This window comes from Mesorhizobium sp. 113-1-2 (assembly GCF_016756475.1).
Taxonomy (GTDB): domain Bacteria; phylum Pseudomonadota; class Alphaproteobacteria; order Rhizobiales; family Rhizobiaceae; genus Mesorhizobium; species Mesorhizobium loti_C.
In genome coordinates this window covers 4,883,997-4,904,898 of sequence record NZ_AP023242.1, presented here as the reverse complement: position 1 = coordinate 4,904,898, position 20,902 = coordinate 4,883,997, and the positions used below count along the sequence as shown (strand labels likewise).

General features: G+C 61.4%; 18 protein-coding genes. 7 read left to right on the top strand and 11 right to left on the bottom strand.

Annotation, left to right across the window (positions count from 1 at the left end; genetic code table 11):
• Positions 1–60: 60 nt before the first annotated feature.
• The gene (locus JN279_RS23715; protein WP_096445691.1) at positions 61–252 is read right to left on the bottom strand and encodes a DUF2735 domain-containing protein; all 192 of its coding nucleotides are present in this window, start codon (positions 250–252) and stop codon (positions 61–63) included.
• Between the two features lie 316 nt (positions 253–568).
• On the opposite strand from JN279_RS23715, the gene JN279_RS23710 reads away from it, so the two are divergent.
• Positions 569–1,609 (top strand): glutamine synthetase beta-grasp domain-containing protein, encoded by a 1,041-nt coding sequence (locus tag JN279_RS23710; protein WP_096445694.1) that lies wholly within the window; start codon positions 569–571, stop codon positions 1,607–1,609.
• Between the two features lie 115 nt (positions 1,610–1,724).
• Here JN279_RS23710 and JN279_RS23705 read toward each other — a convergent pair whose 3' ends face one another.
• The gene (locus tag JN279_RS23705; RefSeq protein ID WP_202350424.1) at positions 1,725–2,888 is read right to left on the bottom strand and encodes a DmpA family aminopeptidase; all 1,164 of its coding nucleotides are present in this window, start codon (positions 2,886–2,888) and stop codon (positions 1,725–1,727) included.
• 33 nt (positions 2,889–2,921) lie between these two features.
• Positions 2,922–3,524, bottom strand: a complete 603-nt coding sequence (locus JN279_RS23700; RefSeq protein ID WP_202350423.1) for a TetR/AcrR family transcriptional regulator — start codon at positions 3,522–3,524, stop codon at positions 2,922–2,924.
• A 148-nt stretch (positions 3,525–3,672) separates the two neighbouring features.
• On the opposite strand from JN279_RS23700, the gene JN279_RS23695 reads away from it, so the two are divergent.
• Positions 3,673–5,094 carry an APC family permease gene (locus JN279_RS23695; protein WP_202350422.1) on the top strand — a complete coding sequence of 474 codons (1,422 nt, stop codon included), beginning with the start codon at positions 3,673–3,675 and terminating at the stop codon, positions 5,092–5,094.
• Between the two features lie 672 nt (positions 5,095–5,766).
• On the opposite strand, the gene glnA is transcribed toward JN279_RS23695, so the two are convergent.
• Both glnA and JN279_RS23685 read right to left on the bottom strand, forming a co-directional pair.
• On the bottom strand, positions 5,767–7,176 hold the full coding sequence (gene glnA / locus JN279_RS23690) for a type I glutamate--ammonia ligase (protein WP_096445705.1): 1,410 nt from the start codon (positions 7,174–7,176) through the stop codon (positions 5,767–5,769).
• Positions 7,177–7,237: 61 nt separating this feature from the next.
• The gene (locus tag JN279_RS23685) at positions 7,238–7,576 is read right to left on the bottom strand and encodes a P-II family nitrogen regulator (protein WP_006205430.1); all 339 of its coding nucleotides are present in this window, start codon (positions 7,574–7,576) and stop codon (positions 7,238–7,240) included.
• A gap of 355 nt (positions 7,577–7,931) precedes the next feature.
• Between JN279_RS23685 and JN279_RS23680 the strand changes: the two genes are divergently transcribed.
• Positions 7,932–9,470 carry an NAD(P)H-hydrate dehydratase gene (locus tag JN279_RS23680; protein ID WP_096445708.1) on the top strand — a complete coding sequence of 513 codons (1,539 nt, stop codon included), beginning with the start codon at positions 7,932–7,934 and terminating at the stop codon, positions 9,468–9,470.
• Complete coding sequence (locus JN279_RS23675; RefSeq protein ID WP_202350421.1) at positions 9,467–11,467, top strand: hypothetical protein; 2,001 nt, start codon at positions 9,467–9,469, stop codon at positions 11,465–11,467. Before JN279_RS23680 ends, JN279_RS23675 begins: the two co-directional genes overlap by 4 nt.
• A gap of 172 nt (positions 11,468–11,639) precedes the next feature.
• On the opposite strand, the gene JN279_RS23670 is transcribed toward JN279_RS23675, so the two are convergent.
• From JN279_RS23670 to JN279_RS23655, 4 genes are all read right to left on the bottom strand, one after another.
• Entirely contained in the window at positions 11,640–12,254 is a 615-nt protein-coding gene (locus tag JN279_RS23670; protein ID WP_096445714.1) for a DUF2441 domain-containing protein, read from the bottom strand.
• Between the two features lie 9 nt (positions 12,255–12,263).
• Positions 12,264–12,512 (bottom strand): hypothetical protein, encoded by a 249-nt coding sequence (locus JN279_RS23665; RefSeq protein ID WP_202350420.1) that lies wholly within the window; start codon positions 12,510–12,512, stop codon positions 12,264–12,266.
• A gap of 171 nt (positions 12,513–12,683) precedes the next feature.
• Positions 12,684–13,415, bottom strand: coding sequence for a restriction endonuclease (locus JN279_RS23660; protein ID WP_096445719.1), 732 nt, complete (start codon positions 13,413–13,415; stop codon positions 12,684–12,686).
• Between the two features lie 117 nt (positions 13,416–13,532).
• Positions 13,533–15,065 (bottom strand): acyl-CoA carboxylase subunit beta, encoded by a 1,533-nt coding sequence (locus JN279_RS23655; protein WP_032930196.1) that lies wholly within the window; start codon positions 15,063–15,065, stop codon positions 13,533–13,535.
• A gap of 388 nt (positions 15,066–15,453) precedes the next feature.
• Here JN279_RS23655 and JN279_RS23650 point away from each other — a divergent pair, with 388 nt between their 5' ends.
• Positions 15,454–16,875, top strand: coding sequence for a DEAD/DEAH box helicase (locus tag JN279_RS23650; RefSeq protein WP_096445722.1), 1,422 nt, complete (start codon positions 15,454–15,456; stop codon positions 16,873–16,875).
• A gap of 108 nt (positions 16,876–16,983) precedes the next feature.
• Here the strand turns inward: JN279_RS23650 and JN279_RS23645 are convergent, their stop codons facing one another.
• A complete protein-coding gene (locus JN279_RS23645) occupies positions 16,984–17,958 on the bottom strand; it encodes an alpha/beta hydrolase (RefSeq protein WP_202350419.1) in 975 nt (324 codons plus the stop codon).
• Positions 17,959–18,051: 93 nt separating this feature from the next.
• Positions 18,052–18,873 (bottom strand): SDR family oxidoreductase, encoded by an 822-nt coding sequence (locus JN279_RS23640; protein WP_096445728.1) that lies wholly within the window; start codon positions 18,871–18,873, stop codon positions 18,052–18,054.
• Between the two features lie 214 nt (positions 18,874–19,087).
• Here JN279_RS23640 and JN279_RS23635 point away from each other — a divergent pair, with 214 nt between their 5' ends.
• Both JN279_RS23635 and JN279_RS23630 read left to right on the top strand, forming a co-directional pair.
• A complete protein-coding gene (locus JN279_RS23635) occupies positions 19,088–20,122 on the top strand; it encodes a cysteine synthase A (protein ID WP_096445731.1) in 1,035 nt (344 codons plus the stop codon).
• The gene (locus tag JN279_RS23630; RefSeq protein ID WP_202350418.1) at positions 20,122–20,865 is read left to right on the top strand and encodes an alanyl-tRNA editing protein; all 744 of its coding nucleotides are present in this window, start codon (positions 20,122–20,124) and stop codon (positions 20,863–20,865) included. Before JN279_RS23635 ends, JN279_RS23630 begins: the two co-directional genes overlap by 1 nt.
• Positions 20,866–20,902 lie beyond the last annotated feature (37 nt).

The following is a 20,902-nucleotide window of genomic DNA, read 5'->3' as shown; positions in this document are numbered from 1 at the left end:
GAAAGCCCGGCGTGAGCGATCACGCCGGGCTTTTCCGTGTCTCGGATACGAAGAAGCGGATCAGCTCTTGCGCTGATTTTCTTCCTCGACCGCCGCTTCGTGGTACCAGCCGTCAAAATCGGCGTGCGTGTAACGCAGCGAGGCGAGCTCTGCCGCGAATTTCGCCTTCGCGCCTAAATTTGAGGCAGAGTTGCGCGCTGCCAGAGGGAACATCAGAATTTTTGCCGACGGACGGGAGGGAACGACTTCCATGGGCGGTCTCCTTTCTTTTTCAGGAGCTTGTCGATTCAGCTTTCCCTCAAGATAGGTCCTGCGATTCATTTAGGCAATATGCCTACGAAAAGATCAGCAATTGCCTAATATTTATGCATAATCCTGGTTTGACTGATATGGGTCCAGTGATGAGGCGGCTCAGCAAATTCAACGTGATCTCGCGGCCATTTTGCCGCACCTGCCGGCACCGGAGTGGCACACGAATTGCATTTTAGGGACCGGCAGCGCCGGCTGCCGACGGCAGACGCATGTCGACGCCGTTTGGTGTTCGGTGAACAAGCAACGAGAGGCTAGAATGACGAAATATAAGCTCGAGTACATTTGGCTCGATGGTTACACCCCGGTCCCCAACCTTCGCGGCAAGACGCAGGTCAAGGAATTCGCCGAATTCCCGACGCTCGAACAGCTGCCGCTGTGGGGCTTTGACGGTTCCTCGACCATGCAGGCCGAAGGCCGTAGCTCCGATTGCGTGTTGAAGCCGGTGGCACTTTACCCGGATCCGGCCCGCACCAACGGCATTCTCGTCATGTGCGAGGTCATGATGCCCGATGGCGTCACCCCGCATGAATCGAACAGCCGTGCGACCATCCTTGACGACGAGGACGCCTGGTTCGGTTTCGAGCAGGAATATTTCTTCTACAAGGATGGCCGTCCGCTCGGCTTCCCGGAGAGCGGTTATCCCGCGCCGCAGGGCCCTTACTACACCGGCGTTGGCTACAAGAACGTCGGCGATGTCGCGCGCAAGATCGTCGAAGAGCATCTCGACCAGTGCCTGGCCGCCGGCATCAACCATGAAGGCATCAACGCCGAAGTGGCCAAGGGCCAGTGGGAATTCCAGATTTTCGGCAAGGGCTCCAAGAAGGCCGCCGACCAGATCTGGATGGCGCGCTACCTGCTCCTGCGTCTGACCGAGACCTACGGCATCGACATCGAATTCCACTGCAAGCCGCTCGGCGACACCGACTGGAACGGCTCGGGCATGCACTGCAACTTCTCGACCAAGTTCATGCGCGAGGTCGGTGGCAAGGCCTATTTCGAGGCCCTGATGGCGCAGTTCGACAAGAACCTGATGGACCACATCGCCGTCTACGGCCCGGACAATGACAAGCGCCTGACCGGCAAGCACGAGACCGCGCCATGGAACAAATTCAGCTACGGCGTCGCCGATCGTGGCGCCTCGATCCGCGTGCCGCACTCTTTCGTCAAGAATGACTACAAGGGCTATCTGGAAGACCGCCGTCCGAACTCGCAGGGCGACCCCTACCAGATCGCCTCGCAGGTGCTGAAGACGATCTCGCAGGTTGCGACCGATGCGAAGGTCTCTGCCGCCGCCTGATTGTTTTCGCGGCGCGGATAACAAGCTCTCGCCGCGACCAAGCTCTGCAACAAAAAGCCCTGGCGGAAACGCCAGGGCTTTTTGCGTTTGCGAGGCGCTGGTGCGTCTGCCGTTCTCAGCCGGTGACAGCTCCACGCGCCTTCAGCGCCGCTAAAACCTTGGCATGCGGCAAAGCAGGCGTGCGGTTGCCGTCGCGTCCGGTCATGTCGCTGTTGGCGAGGAGCGCGTTGAGCACAGCCTCCTCCGTCGCCTGCACGACAGCGGCATAGAAATCGTCCATGCGTCCCCATGGGATGAAATTGATGTGGCTGTAGCTGTCTTCGCTGGCTGGACCTTTGGGAAAGCGGCCGTTGAGCGCATCGCGATTAGCGGTTGAGAAGCCGAGAAATATATCGCCGGAGAAATGCGAGCCGGTGGTGCCGGTCCGCGCCAGGCCGAGCGGCGCGCGCCTGGCCAGCGCCTTGCATTGGCCGGGCAGAAGTGGCGCGTTGGTGGCGACGATGCCGATGCAGGAGCCGGCACCCGTCGGGCCGCCCCGGAAATACGACTCCATCGGATTGTCGTCCGCCAGCTGATCGCCGAGTGGCACGCCGGCGATGGTGAGTTCGCGACGCGAACCGAAATTGGCCTGCAGGAAGACGCCGACCGTGTAGGAGCGATGGCCGTAGTCGACGATCCGCGAGGCGGTGCCGGAGCCGCCCTTGAAGGCGTAGCAATTCATGCCCGTGCCGCCGCCGACCGAGCCTTCCTCGATACGCCCGCTGGTCGCATTGTCGATCGCGGCGATGGCGTGGTCGACCGTGACATGCGAGCCATTGATGTCGTTGAGATAGCCGTCCCAGGTTTCGGCCACCACCGGGAGCAGCCACTGGTTAGCGACTTCGGGCTTATGGCGCGCCACCCAGTCGATGACGCCACGATGGCAGGGGCCGACCGCATGGGTGTTGGTGATCAGGATCGGCAGGCTGATGCTGCCGGCCTCCTCGATCCACGATGCGCCGGTCATCTCGCCATTGCCGTTGAAAGAATGATAGCCGGCGGCACAGGCGACACCGACGCCGTCATGGCCGAACGGCAAAATGGCCGTCACGCCGGTGCGCACCGGTCCTTGTCCATTGAGCTTGCCTTCGCCCTTGATGATCGTGGAGTAGCCGACCAGGACACCGTCGACATCGGTGATGGCATTGGCGGGGCCGGGCGTGCCTTGCAAGGGAATGGCGAGCGCGCGGGCTCGCTCCTTGCCGGCTGGCGTGGTGGTGTGGGTCGGCAATTGGTCCATGCTTGGGGGTTCGCTCCGTTGATGTAAGCCGGCTCAGCGAAGGCTGCAGCCGGTCGCAAGCTCGGCGTAGCTGGTCAGGATTGCCAGTGCTGACGATTGATCGACCGCGGGCACAACGTTGACGAGATGCAGCCCCAGCCCGTCCTCGAGCACCACCAGGCTGCGCGCGATCGTCTCACTGGTCGCCTGCAGCTTGAAGATGCCGGTGGCCGCGCCCGCTTCCAGGATGCCGACATAGATCGACACCTGCCGCTCGAACAAGGTGATGTGGCGGGCCGCATAGCTCGCATCCGAGCGCGAATAGGCGCCGAGCTCGAGCAGCAGGCGGCAGAGCTGGTCGTTCGCGTCGGTCGGCAGCCCGCTCTCGATCATCGTTTTCAGCCGCAGCCGCGGATCGGCGATCTCGGCGACCGACGCCGCGCGTAGCGTGCAGAACCGCTCGACGGCCTTGCGCTGCACATCGTCCAGCAGGTCCTTGAGGCCGGGATAGTAGTAGAGCAGGGCGCTCGAACTCATCCCTGCCTCATTGGCTACGTCGCGCAGCGTGACGCCGGCAAGGCCGCGCCTTGCGATCATCGATTCTGCAGCCGCGACGAGGGTGAGGCGGCGATCGGTCTGGGTTTTGGGTCGTCCCATTTCTGTTTCCTGAATTTGATTCAGTTTAAAACTGGCATGAAAAATTTTGCAAGCACCATTGCTCCATATTTGTTGACGATATCTGACTCCATCGATAGGTTCCGCAGCGGAGGATAATTTTTATCTTATTAAAAAAAAGGGGAGGACGATGTCTACAAACGAAGCAACAACAGGGGCGGTCGACAAGGCCGCGCCAACCGCCAAGGGACTGGACCGGGCGCTCAACGCGCTGGGCACGCTGATGATCGTGCTGTCGGCCGTGACGCCGGCATCCTCGGTGTTCATCATCGTGCCGGGTGTCATCGCGCTCGCCGGCACCGGCTCATTCCTCAGTTTCGTCGTTGCCGCGGTCATCGGGCTGTTCATGGCCTTTGTCTACGCCGAGCTGTCGTCGGCCTACCCGATGGCCGGCGGCGAATACACCATGATCGGCCGCACGCTTGGCCGCTTCTGGGGCTTTGTCACGCTGGTGCTGGTGTTCGTCTCGATCGTGCTGATCGTCGCCGTCATCGCGCTCGGCGTCGGCACCTATCTCGGCGTGCTCATTCCCAACCTCAGCCCGCAATGGGTCGGCGTGGTGACGATCGCGCTGGCCGGCACGGTCGCGGCCATGCGCATCAAGCTCAACGCCTTCGTCACCGGCATCTTCCTCGGCATCGAGATGCTGGCGCTGCTGATCCTGACCGGCCTCGGCTTCGCTCATGTCGAGCGGCCGCTGTCGAGCTTGTTCACCTCGCCGCAATTGCTCGATGCCACCAACACGCTGGTGCCGGCGTCGGCCGGAATCATCCTTGCGGCCACCGCCGTTTCGCTCTTTGCCTACAATGGCTATGGCGCGGCTGCCTATTTCGGCGAGGAGACGCAGGACGCCAAACGCAACATCGGCAAGGTGGTGGTGTGGGCGCTGTTGATCACCGTCGCCGCGGAGCTCATTCCGCTGACCGCCGTGCTGCTCGGCTCACCGGATCTTCCGGGCCTGCTCGCCGCACCGCAGAAAATAGAATATTTCCTCGAGGCGCGTGGCGGCCATGCGTTGACGGTGCTGATCAGCCTTGCCATCGCCGTCGCCATCTTCAACGCGGTCATCGCCATCATCCTGCAGGCGGCGCGGCTGCTGTTCAGCTCCGGCCGCGACAAGACCTGGTTCGGTCCGATCAACGCCGCCGTCGCCTCTGTCCATGGCAGCTACGCGTCACCGTGGATCGCCACCATCGTCGTGTCGGTGCTGGCGGCAGTCGCCTGCTTCATCGACATCAACCTGTTGCTGGTGGTCAGCGGAACGTCGCTGGTGGTGATCTACGCGCTTCTGTGCGTGGCGGTGTTTGCCGGCCGCCGCAACGGCAGCACGGCAGGCGGGCACTACCGCATGCCACTGTTTCCGGTGCCGGCCATCCTGGCCTTCGTGGCGCTGGTCTATGTCGCCTACCAGAACCTGCTCGACGCAGCCTTCGGCCGCCCGAGTCTGATCGCGACGCTGCTGATCATGGCCGTGGCGGCGATCTACTATGTGCTGGTGCTGGCCAGGCGAACGGACTGGAACCTGCACGGCCCAGACGAACTTGCCGGATAGGCGTCACCCTCCGACTCTTGTCCCTGCAAGAACCCCGGCTTCGGTCGGGGTTCTCTTTGCCGGACCTGGCCGGCGGAGCGAATACCCCCAAAAAAAGTCAGGCTGAAAAGGATCGAACAAATTCACCGGACGGGGAGGCTTTTGACGGACACCCGTCGGCGCCACTGGTGTCGTCCGTTTCCGAGTTCGTCGAAAAAGCCCGGAAAACGGCCTGTTCCGGCTCATCCGTACACCAATGATCCTGTCTATAAGCCTCTGTTCATACATCGAAATTGGCGATTCATGCCTTCGTCCGGCGGCGTTGACAGATCACGCTGCGGCATGCGTATTCACCGCATGGGGTTACGCCAAAGCGATGCTGTTCGAACGGGGCGGGGTTTCTTGAACGACGGCATTGGCGGGGGCGCCGGACGAGCGGGCATTGCAGCCTGAGGCAGTGTACCGCTCGCTCCTGGCGTTTTGTTGCGCTGGAAATGGCTGCTCGTTAGCCTTCATTTGGATTTTCTGCCGGGGCACTGGTCCAGGCAAGTCCGACCATCAAACAATCATTAAAAACCAAAAGAGCTCGCCACGCTGTTGGCTGGCCACGCGGTTCATCGCGGAGCGTCGAGACAGCAAAAAGCCCTTGAAGGGGAAAACCTTCAAGGGCTTTTCGACTATCCCAACGGAATCTTAGACTGAGTAGTACATGTCGTATTCGACCGGATGCGGGGTCATTTCGAAGCGCATCACTTCGGCCATCTTCAGCTCGATATAGCTGTCGATCTGGTCGTCGTCGAAGACGCCGCCGGCCTTCAGGAAGCCGCGGTCCTTGTCGAGGCTCTGCAGGGCTTCACGCAGTGAGCCGCAGACGGTCGGAATCTTCTTCAGCTCCTTCGGCGGCAGGTCGTAGAGATCCTTGTCCATCGGCTGGCCGGGATGGATCTTGTTCTTGATGCCGTCGAGGCCGGCCATCAGCATGGCGGCGAAGGCGAGGTAGGGGTTCGCGCCCGGATCGGGGAAGCGGACCTCGACGCGCTTGGCCTTCGGAGACGAGCCGAACGGAATGCGGCAGGAGGCCGAGCGGTTGCGCGCCGAATAGGCGAGCAGCACCGGCGCTTCGTAGCCGGGCACCAGACGCTTGTAGGAGTTGGTCAGCGGGTTGGTGAAGGCGTTGATCGCCTTGGCGTGCTTGATGATGCCGCCGATGTAGAACAGGCAGGTTTCCGACAGGCCGGCATATTCATTGCCGGCGAAGGTCGGCTTGCCGCCCTTCCAGATCGACTGGTGGACGTGCATGCCCGAGCCGTTGTCGCCGAAGATCGGCTTCGGCATGAAGGTGGCCGTCTTGCCGTAGGCGTTGGCGACCTGGTGCACGACATACTTGTAGATCAGCATCTTGTCGGCGTTGCGGACCAGCGTGTCGAACTTGATGCCGAGTTCATGCTGGGCGGCGGCGACCTCGTGGTGATGCTTTTCGACGCGCACGCCCATTTCGGCGAGCACGGTCAGCATCTCGGAGCGCATGTCCTGCGCGCTGTCGATCGGCGGCACCGGGAAATAGCCGCCCTTGACGCGCGGACGGTGGCCGAGATTGCCGGTCTCGTAGTCGGTGTCGTCGTTCGACGGCAGTTCGGTGGAGTCCAGCTTGAACCCGGTGTTGTAGGGATCGGCCTTGTACTTGACGTCGTCGAACACGAAGAACTCGGCTTCCGGGCCGACATAGATGGTGTCGCCGATGCCTTCCGCCTTCATATAGGCCTCGGCCTTCTTGGCCGTGCCGCGCGGGTCGCGGTTGTAGGATTCGCCCGAGACCGGATCAAGAATGTCGCACAGGATGACCATGGTCGACTGGGCGAAGAACGGGTCCATATGGACGGTGTCCGGATCGGGCATCAGCACCATGTCGGACTCGTTGATGGCCTTCCAGCCGGCAATCGAGGAGCCGTCGAACATGACGCCATCGGCAAACATGTCTTCCTCGACCTCGACGACATCCATCGTTACGTGCTGCAGCTTGCCCTTCGGGTCGGTGAAGCGCAGGTCGACGAATTTCACGTCGTTGTCCTTGATCTGCTTCATGATGTCTTTGGCTGTCGTCATGTCATGTATCCCTGTTTGATGACGTTTTTTGATGGATGACGTTTCTTGGAGGATGGTCGCGTCAGACGGCGTCCATTCCGGTTTCGCCGGTGCGGATGCGCACGACTTCCTCGATATTGGAGACGAAGATCTTGCCGTCGCCGATACGGCCGGTCTGGGCCGCCTTGCGGATGGCCTCGATCGCGCCTTCGACCGCATCGTCGCCGAGGACAACTTCGATCTTCACCTTGGGCAGGAAATCGACGACATATTCGGCGCCACGGTAGAGTTCGGTATGGCCCTTCTGGCGGCCGAAGCCCTTGGCCTCGGTCACGGTGATGCCTTGCAGTCCGGCCTCCTGAAGCGCTTCCTTCACTTCGTCCAGCTTGAATGGCTTGATGATCGCTTCGATCTTTTTCATGTAAAAAGTGGCCTCCACTGCCAAAAAAACGGGTTGTGAGCCCCCGCTTGCGCCTCCATCAAGCACGAACTGTGCCAGATAGCTGGATTCGAAGCGGTTTCATACGATTTCCAAGTCACGTCGCGCCGAGATGCAAATTCACGTCATTCGATGCATCGGATGCGGCATGAGCTGCCGAAGCCTACACAGTGCCAGCACTTGCGTCCGCATAATAATTGGGCAGATCGCCCATTGAATGTGCATCTTCGCGCGTTGATACCCTCCTGGCGACATGGCCCCAGCTGATGATGAACTCCTCTTGTTTGCTTCGGCCCGAAAACTGGACAATGCTTGATCGAATGCGGATGGGCAATCCATGAGCGATGAACTTCTTACCTCCGCCGAAATGGGCGAGGCAGACCGGCTGGCGATTGCCGCCGGCCCGGTCGATGGTATCGGCCTGATGCGCCGCGCCGGCGAAGCGGTCGCGGCCGAGATTCTCAGGCATTATCCCTCAGCGACACATGTCCACGTGCTGTGTGGTCCCGGCAACAATGGCGGCGACGGCTATGTCGTCGCCCGCATCCTGGCTGGCAGCGGCGTCGCCACCACGGTCTGGACGTCCGGTGCGCCGAGGCCGCAAAGCGACGCGGCACTCGCCGCGGCGGAGTGCCCGATCGCGCCCCGGCCGCTGTCCGGCTTTGTAGCCGAGCCCGGCTCGATCGTGGTCGATGCGCTTTACGGGGCCGGGCTGTCCAAGCCACTGTCCGGCGATGCCGCCAGGGCGGTCGGCATCGCCACCGATAGGCGTTTGCCAGTTGTCGCGGTTGATCTGCCCTCGGGCGTTTCCGGCGACAGCGGCAAAGTATTGGGCGTGGCATTTACCGCTATCACCACAGTGACCTTTGCGCGCAAGAAGCCCGGCCATCTGCTGCTGCCGGGCCGGGAGCGATGCGGCGAGATCGTGCTGGCCGATATCGGCATCGGCGACGACATCATTGCACAGCTCCAGCCCAGGGCGTTCGAGAACAGGCCGGCGCATTGGCTGCGCGATTTTCCGATTCCGGCAGTCGACGCGCACAAATACAAGCGCGGCCATGTCGGCGTCTTTTCCGGCGGGCCGAGCGCCACCGGTGCGGCGCGGCTGTCGGCGCTTGCCGCGGCCCGAAGCGGGGCAGGGGCGGTGACCGTGCTGTCGCCCGGCAACGCCATGCAGGTCAATGCCGCCCATCTGACCTCGATCATGCTGCGCAAGACGGATGACGTGTCAGACATCAGGGAGTTTGTCGGCGAGCGCCGGCCTTCGGCCTTCGTTCTTGGCCCCGGCTTTGGCGTCGGGGAGAGAACGCGGACCTTTGGACTTGCGCTCCTCGCCTCCGGCCAACCGCAGGGTGCTTCCGCACAGGTCGATGGCCTCGTATTCGACGCCGACGCGATCACCGCGTTTCGCGAGGCGCCGGAAATCTTGTTCGAAGCAGCGCGCGGGCCGCATGCGCCGGCCCTGGTGATGACGCCGCATGAGGGTGAGTTCGCCAGGCTGTTTCCCGACATCGCTGCTGACGATACTCCGTCCAAGCTGGACAAGGCGCGCGCGGCGGCCGCACGTGCCAATACAGTTATCGTCTACAAGGGCGCCGACACGGTGATCGCCGCTCCCGACGGCAGGGCGGCGATCAATACCAATGGCGCGGCCTGGCTTGCCACTGCCGGATCAGGAGACGTGCTGTCAGGCATCACCGCCGGGCTGCTGGCGCAAGCCATGCCGGCGTTCGAAGCAGCGTGTGCGGCGGTGTGGATCCATGCCGAGACCGGCAGCCGGTTCGGTCCTGGGCTGATCGCCGAGGATCTGCCGCTGGCGCTGGTGTCGGTGCTGCGCGAACTGGTCGAAGCACGTTGCAAGGTGCTCGTCGAATGAAGCGTTTCGCGCTCGCCATTGCGACCGTCATCGCGCTGTTCGCATCGCATGGCGTGCGCGCCGAGCAGCCGGTGACCATCGTCGACGATCCGGCAGTCCTCGCCGCCCTCGATGCCAAGGGTTTTGGCTTCGCCGGCATTTTCGGCGCCGATGGCGCCGGCGACCTGAAGGCGCTCTATGACAAGGTGCCGGCCTATCATGCGATCGTCGATACGGTGGCATCAGACATCGCCACGCTGCGGGCCGAGATGAAGGCCGGCGGGCGCACGCTCTATGAGGTGACCGACGGCAATGTCGGCCGCATCATGGATATGCGCTGGCTGAAGACCGAGGCAGCGCGCTTCCGTCTGGTCGGCGTCGTCAATCGGCTCGACCGGCGCGATTTCGCTGCCTTGGAAGGCGACAAGAGCTGCGGCGAGGTGCGTTTCATCTATCGCCTGGCCTATAGTTTCAAGAAGGACGACAAGCTCCTGGCCTCGCGGCTGCCGTTCAACTTCAACGCGGTCTACAGTGCGGCACCCGATGCCGATGGTGGTTGTGTCGGTGTTGCAGGACGCTGGACGCCGCAACTCAATGAGCACGTCGACGCCGGCTGGCTGAGCGGCGGGCCGCTGGAACCGGCCGAGTTGACCTTCAAGCAGCTCGAACTCAATGCACAAATTGTGCGCTTTCCCTCGGGCCAGGAGACCGAGTTCGGCGGGCAGGCCGCCTATCTCATGCGGATATTCGGCATCGATGGCGCTACCGTCAGCGAGAAGCCGCTCGAGAACACGCCGGACATTGGGCGACTTTCGATAGACGCGGCGTTGAAGAAAAAGCTCGCCGACTATGTCAATGCCAATGTCGCGTCGGTCGATCTCGGCGTCTACGAACTCCCCGACGCATTCCTGGCAAAAAAGATCATCTCGTGGTCGACCTTCGGCAGTGCACGGCAGGCCAACCATCCGTTTACGCAAATATTCCAACCCAAGGAACTCGGATCGCTCGATTATTCCTCGATGAAGCTGGTGCGCACGCCGGAGGCGCTGGTCGAGCGGCTGGACAATGGCGCTTGTCAGGGCTGCCATCAGGCGGGTTCCACGGCCGGCTTCCACTTCATCGGCCTCGACGACAAAACGACGTCGCCACTCAACCGCATCGAGGTCGGCATCTCGCCGCATCTCCATGCCGAGATTCCCCGGCGCCAGGCCTGGCTGCGCGCAACGCAACAAGGCAAGGAGCCGAACCGCTACCGGCCGCTGTCCTTCGCACCGCCAGCCACCTGGACCGATACCGGCGACGTCGACTACGCGCCGGCGGAAATGGCGATGCCGTGCCTGATGCCGGAGGACGCTAAGCGTTTCGGCGCGACTTGGGCATGCGGCGGCGGCACGGTCTGCACGCCGCTGGCAACCGCGTCAGGCGTGCGCACCACTCTGGCGCAATGTCTGTTGCCCAAGGACGGCCCAAAAATGTTCTCCGGCCATCCCTGCCTGACCGGGTCGATTGCCAGCAACCAGTCGCAGCCCTTTAATGACCGCTACACGATATCAGGCCAGTTCGCAGCCTTCGCGCCGGGGATTTCGCGGACCGCCTACACCTGCCGGCCACCGAAGATCGGCGTGCCGGCCGGCATCGCTTGCCGCGCCTGTGACGACAAGGACCGCAGCTTTGCCGCCTTCAAGAAGGGCAAGCCGATGCCGAATGAAATCTGCGGGCTGGTCGGCGGCAAGAAATTCGACACTTGCGTGGCGACCAACAATTTCGACCAGTGCCTCGGCGGCGCGGTCAATCGCGGCAACCGGCCGGCCTGCTCGGCCGATCATTTCTGCCGCGAGGACTATATGTGCCAGTCGCTGCCGCCGGACACGCCGGGTGCTGCTAAAGTGAAAGGCATCGGCTTCTGCTCGCCGACCTATTTCATCTTCCAGATGCGTATCGACAACCACGCAACACCCTGGGCGAGCGCGACCAGCGTGCCCAGGGACGCGGGGTTCGGCGCGGCCGAGGCGGAGTAGGGGTTCGATTGTCCTGCGCGGCACTTGATACCCAAGTGTCCTGAGGTTCTCTGAACAGGGCCTTTGCCAACCCACCGATTGTTCGGCCACAATCTACCGTCGCTCCAACGGTCACGTGGACTTGGGTGGGTAGCACTTCAACTCGGTATTTGGCTTAGTCGTTTCAGTAAATTCATGGAACCTGCACCTCGATAGCGTCAACGATAGCTATTCCCTCGAAGAGGATTTCGGGCTCTTTCTGATCACGGGCCTTGCCGGCCCAGTACTCGGAAGCCCGATGTAGGCTCACGGAATAAGGTTCACTGTCCTTCATCAGAAGAGCAGCATCCGTTCGGAATACCTTGCCTGTTGCCCGAAGGCTGAAGATCGTAGCGGGTCCGCCCAAGATCTTAGACCACTCCAAAGCTTGGCCCAGTGTGTCGGTTGTCCAGAGGGACTTCATCCTTGAAGGTGCGTCAGCAGCTTCCTTCATACGCACAATTTCCATCAACAGTTCACGGCTTAGGTTCTTGAAATGATTGGCGGTATCCCAAGCCATCTTTGGTAGGGCCGCTGTAGCAAATTCTCCCTTTTGGATTCGAAACAGCAACTCGACGGCTGGCACCATTTGCTGCTTTCCGTTGATTGGAACGCTAAAAGCCACTGGCCGTTCGAAGGAACCGAAGAATGAATTGTGAGCAGGCCCGGCTTCAATGATTGATCCTACGGTCATAGCCGGACGCTCGTTGTAGGTCAGAGCCGTGCGCGCAACGTGGAATAATTCGACATCCACAACACGTTCCAGCATTTTCGCGCCTCAGCCAGGACCGCTGTTTATCATACGCCAATATTCGTTGATCTCGGTTTCAAACCAGCCTGAGGCTTCGGTGTCCGTCCCGACATTCGATCGGAAGTTCAGGTAGTGTGAAAAATGCTTTCCCTCTAGCCAGGTCTTGAAGGTGCCAAAATTGGGATAGTGCCCGGCCTTCTTCTGGTAGCCGGTTTCGCGCATCCACTCGAGCGCCAGACGCTCGATTGCTTCCTTCGCATCTGCTTTCTTGTGCATCATCGATCCGACCGGAGAAGCTGGCGGCCAACTGCGGTAATGACAGGTCCACCTAGCATTTGCTTAGCAACGCCCAGGTTGATGAGGTGCTCCAGATCCTTGGCGTCAACACTCAGGGCCATTCCACCTCTCTCCATCACTTTGAGAGCTTCGAGCTGTGAACTCGTAAGATTACTTTTGGTCAATCCCACCAGCCATCTCCTCCAGCTTCGGGCCACCCACCGCATCCAGTTTAGCCTCGAGTTCCGTCAGGAGCGGGTCCAACACCTCAACAACTTGCTGAGGGCCCTCCAAGAGTTCGGGAAGGTTGGGCCGAACATATCGCAGTAGAGAGTCGTTCAGGATAGGATAGCTTCCACGAAGAGCTTTCGCCAGAATTTCTGATGAGAACTCTACGATGCGCGCGCCCGAATACATGTCCCCGCCACCGCCGACATCGAACCGAAGCCCGTTTGCAATACGAACGTCCTTGGGAATATCCCAATATCTTGTACGAGCGATTTCCGTTCGATCAAATAAGTTACGAAGACGCACCGCATTGATCGCCTCTTTCGAGGACTCCGCCAGAGAAGCGAGTGATGTTACCTGCACATTTGTTAAGTTCGCAGCCTCAACTGCCCCGCTCTGGAATCCTTTTTCGCAAAGGATGATCCCTCGGTCAGCGCCGCATTCTGCAACGATCTGTCTCAAGCCCATGACGTGCAGCTTTGTGACAGGAGTGCTCCAGTGCTTGCACTCGACAAGCCACTTTATCTCAAATCCTCCTATGTCGATCGTTACAAACACGTCAATATCGTGTGGTGTTCTTACACCTTGAAGCCTGACGTCCGTGGCTGCCCTCAACCCAAGTGATCGGAAGAACTCGGCGGCCTCTTCCTGGTATTGCCTCCAGTCGGGAACCATGGCGCGTCTTCCCGTTAAATTGCTTGCATCCAGTTAGAGGCGGTAACCCTCGGGGTAGTCAAGCCAATGGGCAACGCCTCTTGGCATCAGGCTTCGCGTCTCTTGGACAGTAAAACACTACAGCGGAATGTTGTCGTGCTTCTTCCAGGGGTTCTGCATATCCTTGTTGCGCAGCATTCTGAGCGCGCGCGCAATACGGCGGCGGGTCGAGTGCGGCATGATCACCTCATCGACATAACCGCGTTCGGCGGCGACGAAGGGCGACAGGAAGCGATCCTCGTAGGTCTTTGTATGGGCTGCGATCTTTTCGGCGTCACCAATGTCCTTGCGGTAGATGATCTCGACCGCGCCTCTGGCGCCCATGACCGCGATCTGCGCCGTCGGCCAGGCATAATTCATGTCGCCGCGCAGATGTTTCGACGCCATCACGTCATAGGCGCCGCCATAGGCTTTGCGGGTGATGACGGTGATCTTCGGCACGGTCGCTTCGGCATAGGCGAAAAGCAGCTTGGCGCCATGCTTGATCAGCCCGCCATATTCCTGCGCGGTGCCGGGCAGGAAGCCCGGCACATCGACGAAGGTGACGATCGGGATCGAGAAACAATCGCAAAAACGCACGAAGCGCGCCGCCTTGCGGCTGGCATCGGAATCGAGCACGCCGGCCAGCACCATCGGCTGGTTGGCGACGAAGCCGACCGTGCGGCCTTCGACGCGTCCGAAGCCGGTGACGATGTTCTTGGCGAAGCTCTGCTGGATTTCGAAGAAGTCACCTTCATCGGCGACCTTCAGGATCAGCTCCTTGATGTCGTAGGGCTTGTTGGCGTTGTCGGGGATCAGCCGGTCGAGCGACAAATCATGGTCGGTGACCGACTGGTAGCATTCGATCTCGGGAATGTCAGATGTGTTCGACGCAGGCAGCAGATCGACCAGCCGGCGCATCTGCAAAAGCGCCTCGACGTCATTGTCATAGGCGCCGTCGGCGATCGAGGATTTCGTCGTGTGCACCGAGGCGCCACCGAGGCTTTCTGCGGTCACCGTCTCGTTGGTGACAGTCTTCACCACATCCGGGCCGGTGACGAACATGTAGGAGGTGTCGCGCACCATGAAGATGAAGTCGGTCATGGCGGGCGAATAGACGTCGCCGCCGGCGCACGGGCCCATGATCACCGAAATCTGCGGAATGACGCCGGAGGCCAGCACATTGCGCTGGAAGATCTCGGCATAGCCGCCAAGGGCGGCCACGCCCTCCTGGATGCGCGCGCCACCGGCATCATAGAGCCCGATGATCGGCGCGCGGTTGCGCAGCGCCATCTCCTGCACCTTGATGACCTTTTCGGCATGGGCTTCCGACAGCGACCCGCCGAACACAGTGAAATCCTTGGCGAAAAGGTAGACCGGGCGACCGTTGACCGTGCCCCAGCCGGTGACGACACCGTCGCCGGCGATCTTCGTCTTCTCCATGCCGAAATCGGTCGAGCGATGCTCGACATACATGTCGAATTCCTCGAACGAACCCTCGTCGAGAAACACCTCGATGCGCTCTCGCGCCGTGAGTTTGCCCTTCTTGTGCTGGGCATCGATGCGCGCCTGCCCGCCACCCATGCGGGCGATCTCACGCCGGCGCTCGAGTTCCTTCAGCACGTCCTTCATCGCTCGGTCCCCAGTGGAAGCTGCTTTGTGGTAATGATGCCCGCCAGGGAGCGCAAGCGTTGGCTTTTGACCGGTTTTTGCTGCACTGCAACATGACACCCCTTGCATTCCGAGGCGAACTCAGCCATATGCAGCCCATAGGCGCTTGGGCCGGGAGATTCCGGCCTTCTCGACAAATGAGACTGGTTGCGTCTGTTTTCCCTCTTTCCGGCAAATCGGTAAGGCGGCGAAAAAGCCCCGTGGCATGATGCCTGCGGGCACGACAGCGCAGCCGAGTGGACGATACCGTCCGCCCGCCTTGTCGTTCCATATCAAATTTTTCGACGGCAGGTTGCGCCCTGCCGCCATTGATGTTTGCGGCCATAGAGCCGCGTGAAAGAAGATTATTTTGACCAACGAAAACACATTGCCCGGCAACGACACCGCGGAACTCACCGGTTTCGCAGCGCTGGGAATTACGGGTGCGCTGCTCAAGGCCACCCACAATGCCGGCTTCACCGAGCCGAAGCCGATCCAGATGCAGGCCATCCCGCCGCAGCTGGAAGGCCGTGACATTTTCGGCATCGCGCAGACGGGCTCCGGCAAGACCGCGGCCTTTGCGCTGCCGATCCTGTCGAAGATCATCGCGCTCGGCACCAAGCGCCGTGCCAAGACGGCCCGTGCGCTCATCCTGGCGCCGACGCGCGAACTTGCCGTGCAGATCGAAGACACCATCAAGATCCTCGCAAAAGGCCAGCATGTCTCCACCGCACTGGTGCTGGGCGGCGTCTCGCGCTTCAGCCAGGTGAAGAAGGTTGCTCCTGGCGTCGACATCCTGATTGCAACGCCCGGCCGTTTGACCGACCTGGTGCGCGAGGGCGACCTCATCCTCTCCGACACCAAATGGCTGGTTCTGGACGAGGGCGACCGTATGCTCGACATGGGCTTCATCAACGACGTCAAGCGCATCGCCAAGGCGACCGCGCCCGACCGCCAGACGGCGCTGTTCTCGGCCACCATGCCGGACGAGATCGCCGAACTGGCCAAGGGTCTCTTGAAGAACCCCGTCCGCATCGAAGTCTCGCCGCAAAGCACCGCGGCGGCCGAGATCGTGCAGGGTGTCGTCTTCGCCCGCACCAAGCAGAAGCGTCAGGTTCTGTCGACCATGCTCGCCGATGAGGCGATGAAGTCCGTCATCATCTTTTCGCGCACCAAGCATGGCGCCGACCGGGTGACCAAGGACCTCGAACGCGATGGTTTCAAGGCCGCCGTCATCCATGGCAACAAGTCGCAGAACGCCCGTCAGAAGGCGCTCAACGATTTCCGTGAGGGATCGGTGCGCATTCTCGTCGCGACCGACATCGCGGCGCGCGGCATCGACGTGCCCGGCATCAGCCATGTCGTGAATTTCGACCTGCCGGACGAGGCCGAAAGCTATGTCCACCGCATCGGCCGCACCGGCCGCAACGGCATGGACGGCATCGCGATCACGCTTTGCGATCCTTCGGAAAACAGCAAGCTGCGCCAGGTCGAGCGCATCATCCGCACCAAGCTGCCGATCGTTGCCGACCATCTCGGCAGCCCCGATCCGCAGCGCAATCCGGCTGAAAAGAACGAGCGCTTCGAGCCCGCCAATGATCGCAACGACCGCAATGGCCGCCGCGACGGCAGGCGGCCGGGCGGCGAGAACAAGGGCAACGGCTTTGGCAAGAAGCGCTTCGGCGACAAGCCGGCCTTCGCCGGTGAGCGCAAGCCGGAAGGCGCCAAGCCTTTCAAGGGCAACAACAAACGCCGCTTCGGCGGCAAGCGTCCGGCGGCGCGCGCTGCCTAAACGAAGCGTCGTGACGATTGGCCAAGCCTTGGCGCCTGGCTGGTTGCCTGACCGATAGAGAAAGGGCGGTTGAAGCGATGCTTCAGCCGCCCTTTTTGTCTCCGAACCTTACTTCGCGACCGCCTCGACCCAGACGGCAATCCGTTGCGCCAGGAAGGCCGTGGTCGACGGCGACAGCGCGTCGCCTGCGATGACGTGATTGTCGGGATCGCCAGTGCTTTCGATCGGGACCAGCTCATGCGCGCCACCCCAGCGCCCGGCGATCTCACGCGTGCGGTCCGGCCGCACCACGTTGTCCATATCCGAGAAGATGAACAAAGCCGGGATATCAGCCTTCTCCACCGGCGCGCCATAGGCAAGTTCCGTCAGCGCCTGCATCGGCAGCGTCGCGGCAACCGGATATTTGGTGGTCCAGAATTTCTCGTGCAGCGCGTTGCGCGCCACGAAACTGCGCTCCTTGCCGATCACCAGTTCGGCAATCTGCTTGCCCCACGGCATGGTCAGGAGCTCGGCGCCGGATGCCTTGACGCCGAAATTGGGCGAGATGAACGCAATCGCCGCCACCCCATCCGATGCACCGGGCTGTGTTGCCGCCCATGCCGCCAGCGAGCCGCCGGTCGAGGTCGAGATGACGATCACCTTGTCGCCGATCGCCCGGCCGATGGCGAGCGCTTCCTCATAGTCGTTGATCCAGGCATTGATGCTGCCTTGCGCCATTGCCGCGCCGTCCTGCCCGTGACCGGTGAGGCGGGTGTAGAAGAGGTTGGCGTCGAGCTGGTCGGCCACGTCGTCGGGCAGGGGGCGGACCTCGCCCTTCGAAGCCGAGAAGCCGTGGATATAGACGATCGACAGCGGCGTCTTGGCATGCACCATCGGGTTGGCCCAGACGATCTCCTTCTCCAGCCCGTCGCGGATACCGGGCACGGCGGCTTCCACCTTTGCCACATAGGCCTGCGGATCGTCACCGATGACGGAAGGATCGAAGCGGATCGTGGCGTCTACGGGAACGCGTGGGCCGAAGACGAAAGCCAGAGCAAGAACGGCGATCAGGCCCAGCACAGCAAGCACGATCCGTCGCCCCATTGCAGACTCCACGCAACAACAACAAACCTATGGTGGTGGCCATGACCAGGCAACGGCCGTCCGGGCAACCACACCACCAATCCTGTGGGCATCCTATATGTTGGGCGGCTTGCGCTCGTAATGCAGCGGCCTTGCCTTCCAGCTGGTCGTCAAGATGATCACCCACCGGGTGATCGGCCTGGGCAACAAAGCGAGAAACTTCAGCGGCCAGCTCGTGCGGTATGGAAAGGTGACTTCGAAGCCACCGGACTTAATTGCCTTCACCATGCGGCGCGTCGCCCGGCTGACCGGCATCAGGCCCGGCATCGGCAGCATGTTCTTTTCGGTCAGCGGCGTGTCGACAAAACCGGGGTTTATCACCTGGACGCGGATGTTCATCTTGTCGAAGTCATATTTCAGCGACTCGGCCAAGATGTTGATCGCCGCCTTGGTGCCGCCATAGGCGGCCGTGGTCGGCCAGCCGAAATAGGCGGTGACCGATCCGACGAGCACGACATGGCCGCGCGATCGCACGCGCATATGCTCCACAACCGGCACCAGCCCGTTGATGATGCCGAAATAGTTGACCTCGAAGGACTTGCGAAAGTCGCTGACGACGAGAGCCTCCCCCGGTGTCGAAATGTAGTTCCCCGCATTGAAGACCGCGAGCACGATCGGGCCGAGCTCCTTCTCGATCGCGGCGACCGTTCTTGCCATGCGCGGTTCGTCGGTGACATCGCAGGGAAAAGCCTTGACGCTGCCCGGCATCTGCGCGGTCTCGACGATGAGCGTGTCGATCGGATCGTCGTCCAGTGCCGTTACCGCCACCGCATAGCCCTGGGATGCCAGATCCCTGGCCAGCGAGCGGCCAATGCCGCTCGAGCCGCCCGTGACCCAGGCGACGCCGTGTTTCGGATCGGCCCGATAGAGTGTCATGCTGCGCCCTGCCGAGTTTGTTGGTGCCTTGCTCTAGCGGTCAGGAAATCGAATGAAAAGAGTGCTTTTCGACCGCAGACACAAATGAACTGTGCGATATCGAGCCCGGTCTAGATCGCAGTGCCTGAAATGCGACTGGACCAGACGAATTCTTGCCTTGAAACCGAAGCTTCGGGTTTCTAGGGTTTCGGCGCACGCACACAAGGAATCCCGAATGCCCCGTTCTGTGATCGACGCGATCGGCAACACGCCTCTGATCCGCCTCAACAAAGCTTCCGAAGAAACCGGCTGCGAGATCCTGGGCAAGGCCGAATTCATGAATCCGGGGCAGTCGGTCAAGGATCGTGCCGGCCTGTTCATCATCCGGGACGCCGAACAGCGCGGCCTGTTGAAGCCGGGCGGTGTCATCGTCGAGGGGACGGCCGGCAACACCGGCATCGGGCTGACGCTGGTCGCCAAGGCGCTCGGCTATCGCACGGTCATCGTCATTCCCGATACGCAGAGCCAGGAAAAGAAGGACACCATCCGGCTGCTCGGTGCCGAACTGATCGAGGTGCCGGCGGTGCCCTACAAGAACCCCAACAACTACGTGAAACTGTCGGGACGGCTGGCCGAACAGATGGCCAGGAGCGAGCCGAATGGTGCCATCTGGGCCAACCAGTTCGACAATGTCGCCAACCGAGATGGACATATCCGCACCACGGCCGAGGAAATCTGGGCTCAGACCGGCGGCAAGGTCGACGGTTTCGTCTCGTCGGTCGGTTCCGGCGGCACGCTGGCCGGCGTTGCTTTCGGGCTGAAAGCCAGGAGTAAGGATGTGAAGATTGCGCTCGCTGATCCGCTGGGCGCCGCGCTCTACAGTTTCTACACCAGTGGCGAGTTGAAATCCGAGGGCAGTTCGATCACCGAAGGCATCGGGCAGGGGCGCATCACCGCCAATCTCGAAGGGTTCAGACCGGACTTCTCCTTCCAGATCAAGGACGAGGACGCGCTGCCGATCGTCTTCGACCTGATCCAGGAAGAAGGCCTGTGCGTCGGCGGCTCGACCGGCATCAACATTGCCGGCGCCATCCGTCTGGCCAGGGAATTGGGTCCTGGCCACACCATCGTGACCATTCTTTGCGACTACGGCACGCGCTACCAGTCGAAGCTGTTCAACCCGGAATTCCTGCGCGAGAAGAATCTCCCGGTGCCAGGCTGGATGGAACTGCAGAGCAAGATTTCGGTGCCGTTCGAAAAGGTTGCGTGATGGCGCACAAGACGGAAGCGCTGTTTCGCGACGATGCCTATCTCAGCACGGCGGACGCGACGGTCGTTGCCGTCAATGATCGCGGCGGCATCATTTTCGATCGGACGATCTTCTACGCAACCTCGGGCGGCCAGCCAGGCGATACCGGCTATCTCGAACGCGCCGATGGCAGCCGCATCACAATTGCGGCCACCATCACGGGTGAGACCAAGGACGAGATCATCCATGTGCCGGCGCCGGAGCAGGCGGCACTGGCGGTAGGCGAGAAGATCAAACTCGCGATCGACTGGGAGCGCCGGCATCTCCTGATGCGCATGCACACGGCCTGCCACCTGCTTACAGTCGTTTGCCCATTTCCGATCACGGGTGCGGCGGTTTCCGAAGACGACAGCCGTGTCGATTTCGACATTCCGGACGCCAGTTTCACCAGGGAAGAGGTGACCGCGCGCCTGATGGATCTGGTGCGCGCCGATCATCCGATTTTCACCAGGCTGATCAGCGATGAGGAACTCGCCGCGAATCCCGGCCTGGTGAAGTCGAAGAACGTCCGGCCGCCGGTCGGCACCGGCAAGATCCGCCTTGTCTGCATCGGCGACAACGCTTCGGTGGACAGCCAGCCCTGTGGCGGCACGCATGTCAAAAGCACTGGCGAAATCGGTGAAATCCACATCGGCAAGATCGAGAAGAAGGGCCGCGAAAACCGGCGCTTCCGCATCCGCTTCGGCCCGATGCCGGCGGCCTGAGGTCAGACGGTGGTCGGCCTGCTACAATTCTTCAGGC

Coding starts and splice junctions, on each gene's coding strand:
- JN279_RS23640 (WP_096445728.1), bottom strand. CDS start 18,873: ATGACACTCTATCGGGCCGATCCGAAACACGGCGTCGCCTGGGTCACG.
- JN279_RS23665 (WP_202350420.1), bottom strand. CDS start 12,512: ATGCACAAGAAAGCAGATGCGAAGGAAGCAATCGAGCGTCTGGCGCTC.
- glnA (WP_096445705.1), bottom strand. CDS start 7,176: ATGACGACAGCCAAAGACATCATGAAGCAGATCAAGGACAACGACGTG.
- JN279_RS23655 (WP_032930196.1), bottom strand. CDS start 15,065: ATGAAGGACGTGCTGAAGGAACTCGAGCGCCGGCGTGAGATCGCCCGC.
- JN279_RS23680 (WP_096445708.1), top strand. CDS start 7,932: ATGAGCGATGAACTTCTTACCTCCGCCGAAATGGGCGAGGCAGACCGG.
- JN279_RS23705 (WP_202350424.1), bottom strand. CDS start 2,888: ATGGACCAATTGCCGACCCACACCACCACGCCAGCCGGCAAGGAGCGA.
- JN279_RS23675 (WP_202350421.1), top strand. CDS start 9,467: ATGAAGCGTTTCGCGCTCGCCATTGCGACCGTCATCGCGCTGTTCGCA.
- JN279_RS23660 (WP_096445719.1), bottom strand. CDS start 13,415: ATGGTTCCCGACTGGAGGCAATACCAGGAAGAGGCCGCCGAGTTCTTC.
- JN279_RS23635 (WP_096445731.1), top strand. CDS start 19,088: ATGCCCCGTTCTGTGATCGACGCGATCGGCAACACGCCTCTGATCCGC.
- JN279_RS23685 (WP_006205430.1), bottom strand. CDS start 7,576: ATGAAAAAGATCGAAGCGATCATCAAGCCATTCAAGCTGGACGAAGTG.
- JN279_RS23710 (WP_096445694.1), top strand. CDS start 569: ATGACGAAATATAAGCTCGAGTACATTTGGCTCGATGGTTACACCCCG.
- JN279_RS23645 (WP_202350419.1), bottom strand. CDS start 17,958: ATGGGGCGACGGATCGTGCTTGCTGTGCTGGGCCTGATCGCCGTTCTT.
- JN279_RS23700 (WP_202350423.1), bottom strand. CDS start 3,524: ATGGGACGACCCAAAACCCAGACCGATCGCCGCCTCACCCTCGTCGCG.
- JN279_RS23630 (WP_202350418.1), top strand. CDS start 20,122: ATGGCGCACAAGACGGAAGCGCTGTTTCGCGACGATGCCTATCTCAGC.
- JN279_RS23670 (WP_096445714.1), bottom strand. CDS start 12,254: ATGCTGGAACGTGTTGTGGATGTCGAATTATTCCACGTTGCGCGCACG.
- JN279_RS23695 (WP_202350422.1), top strand. CDS start 3,673: ATGTCTACAAACGAAGCAACAACAGGGGCGGTCGACAAGGCCGCGCCA.
- JN279_RS23715 (WP_096445691.1), bottom strand. CDS start 252: ATGGAAGTCGTTCCCTCCCGTCCGTCGGCAAAAATTCTGATGTTCCCT.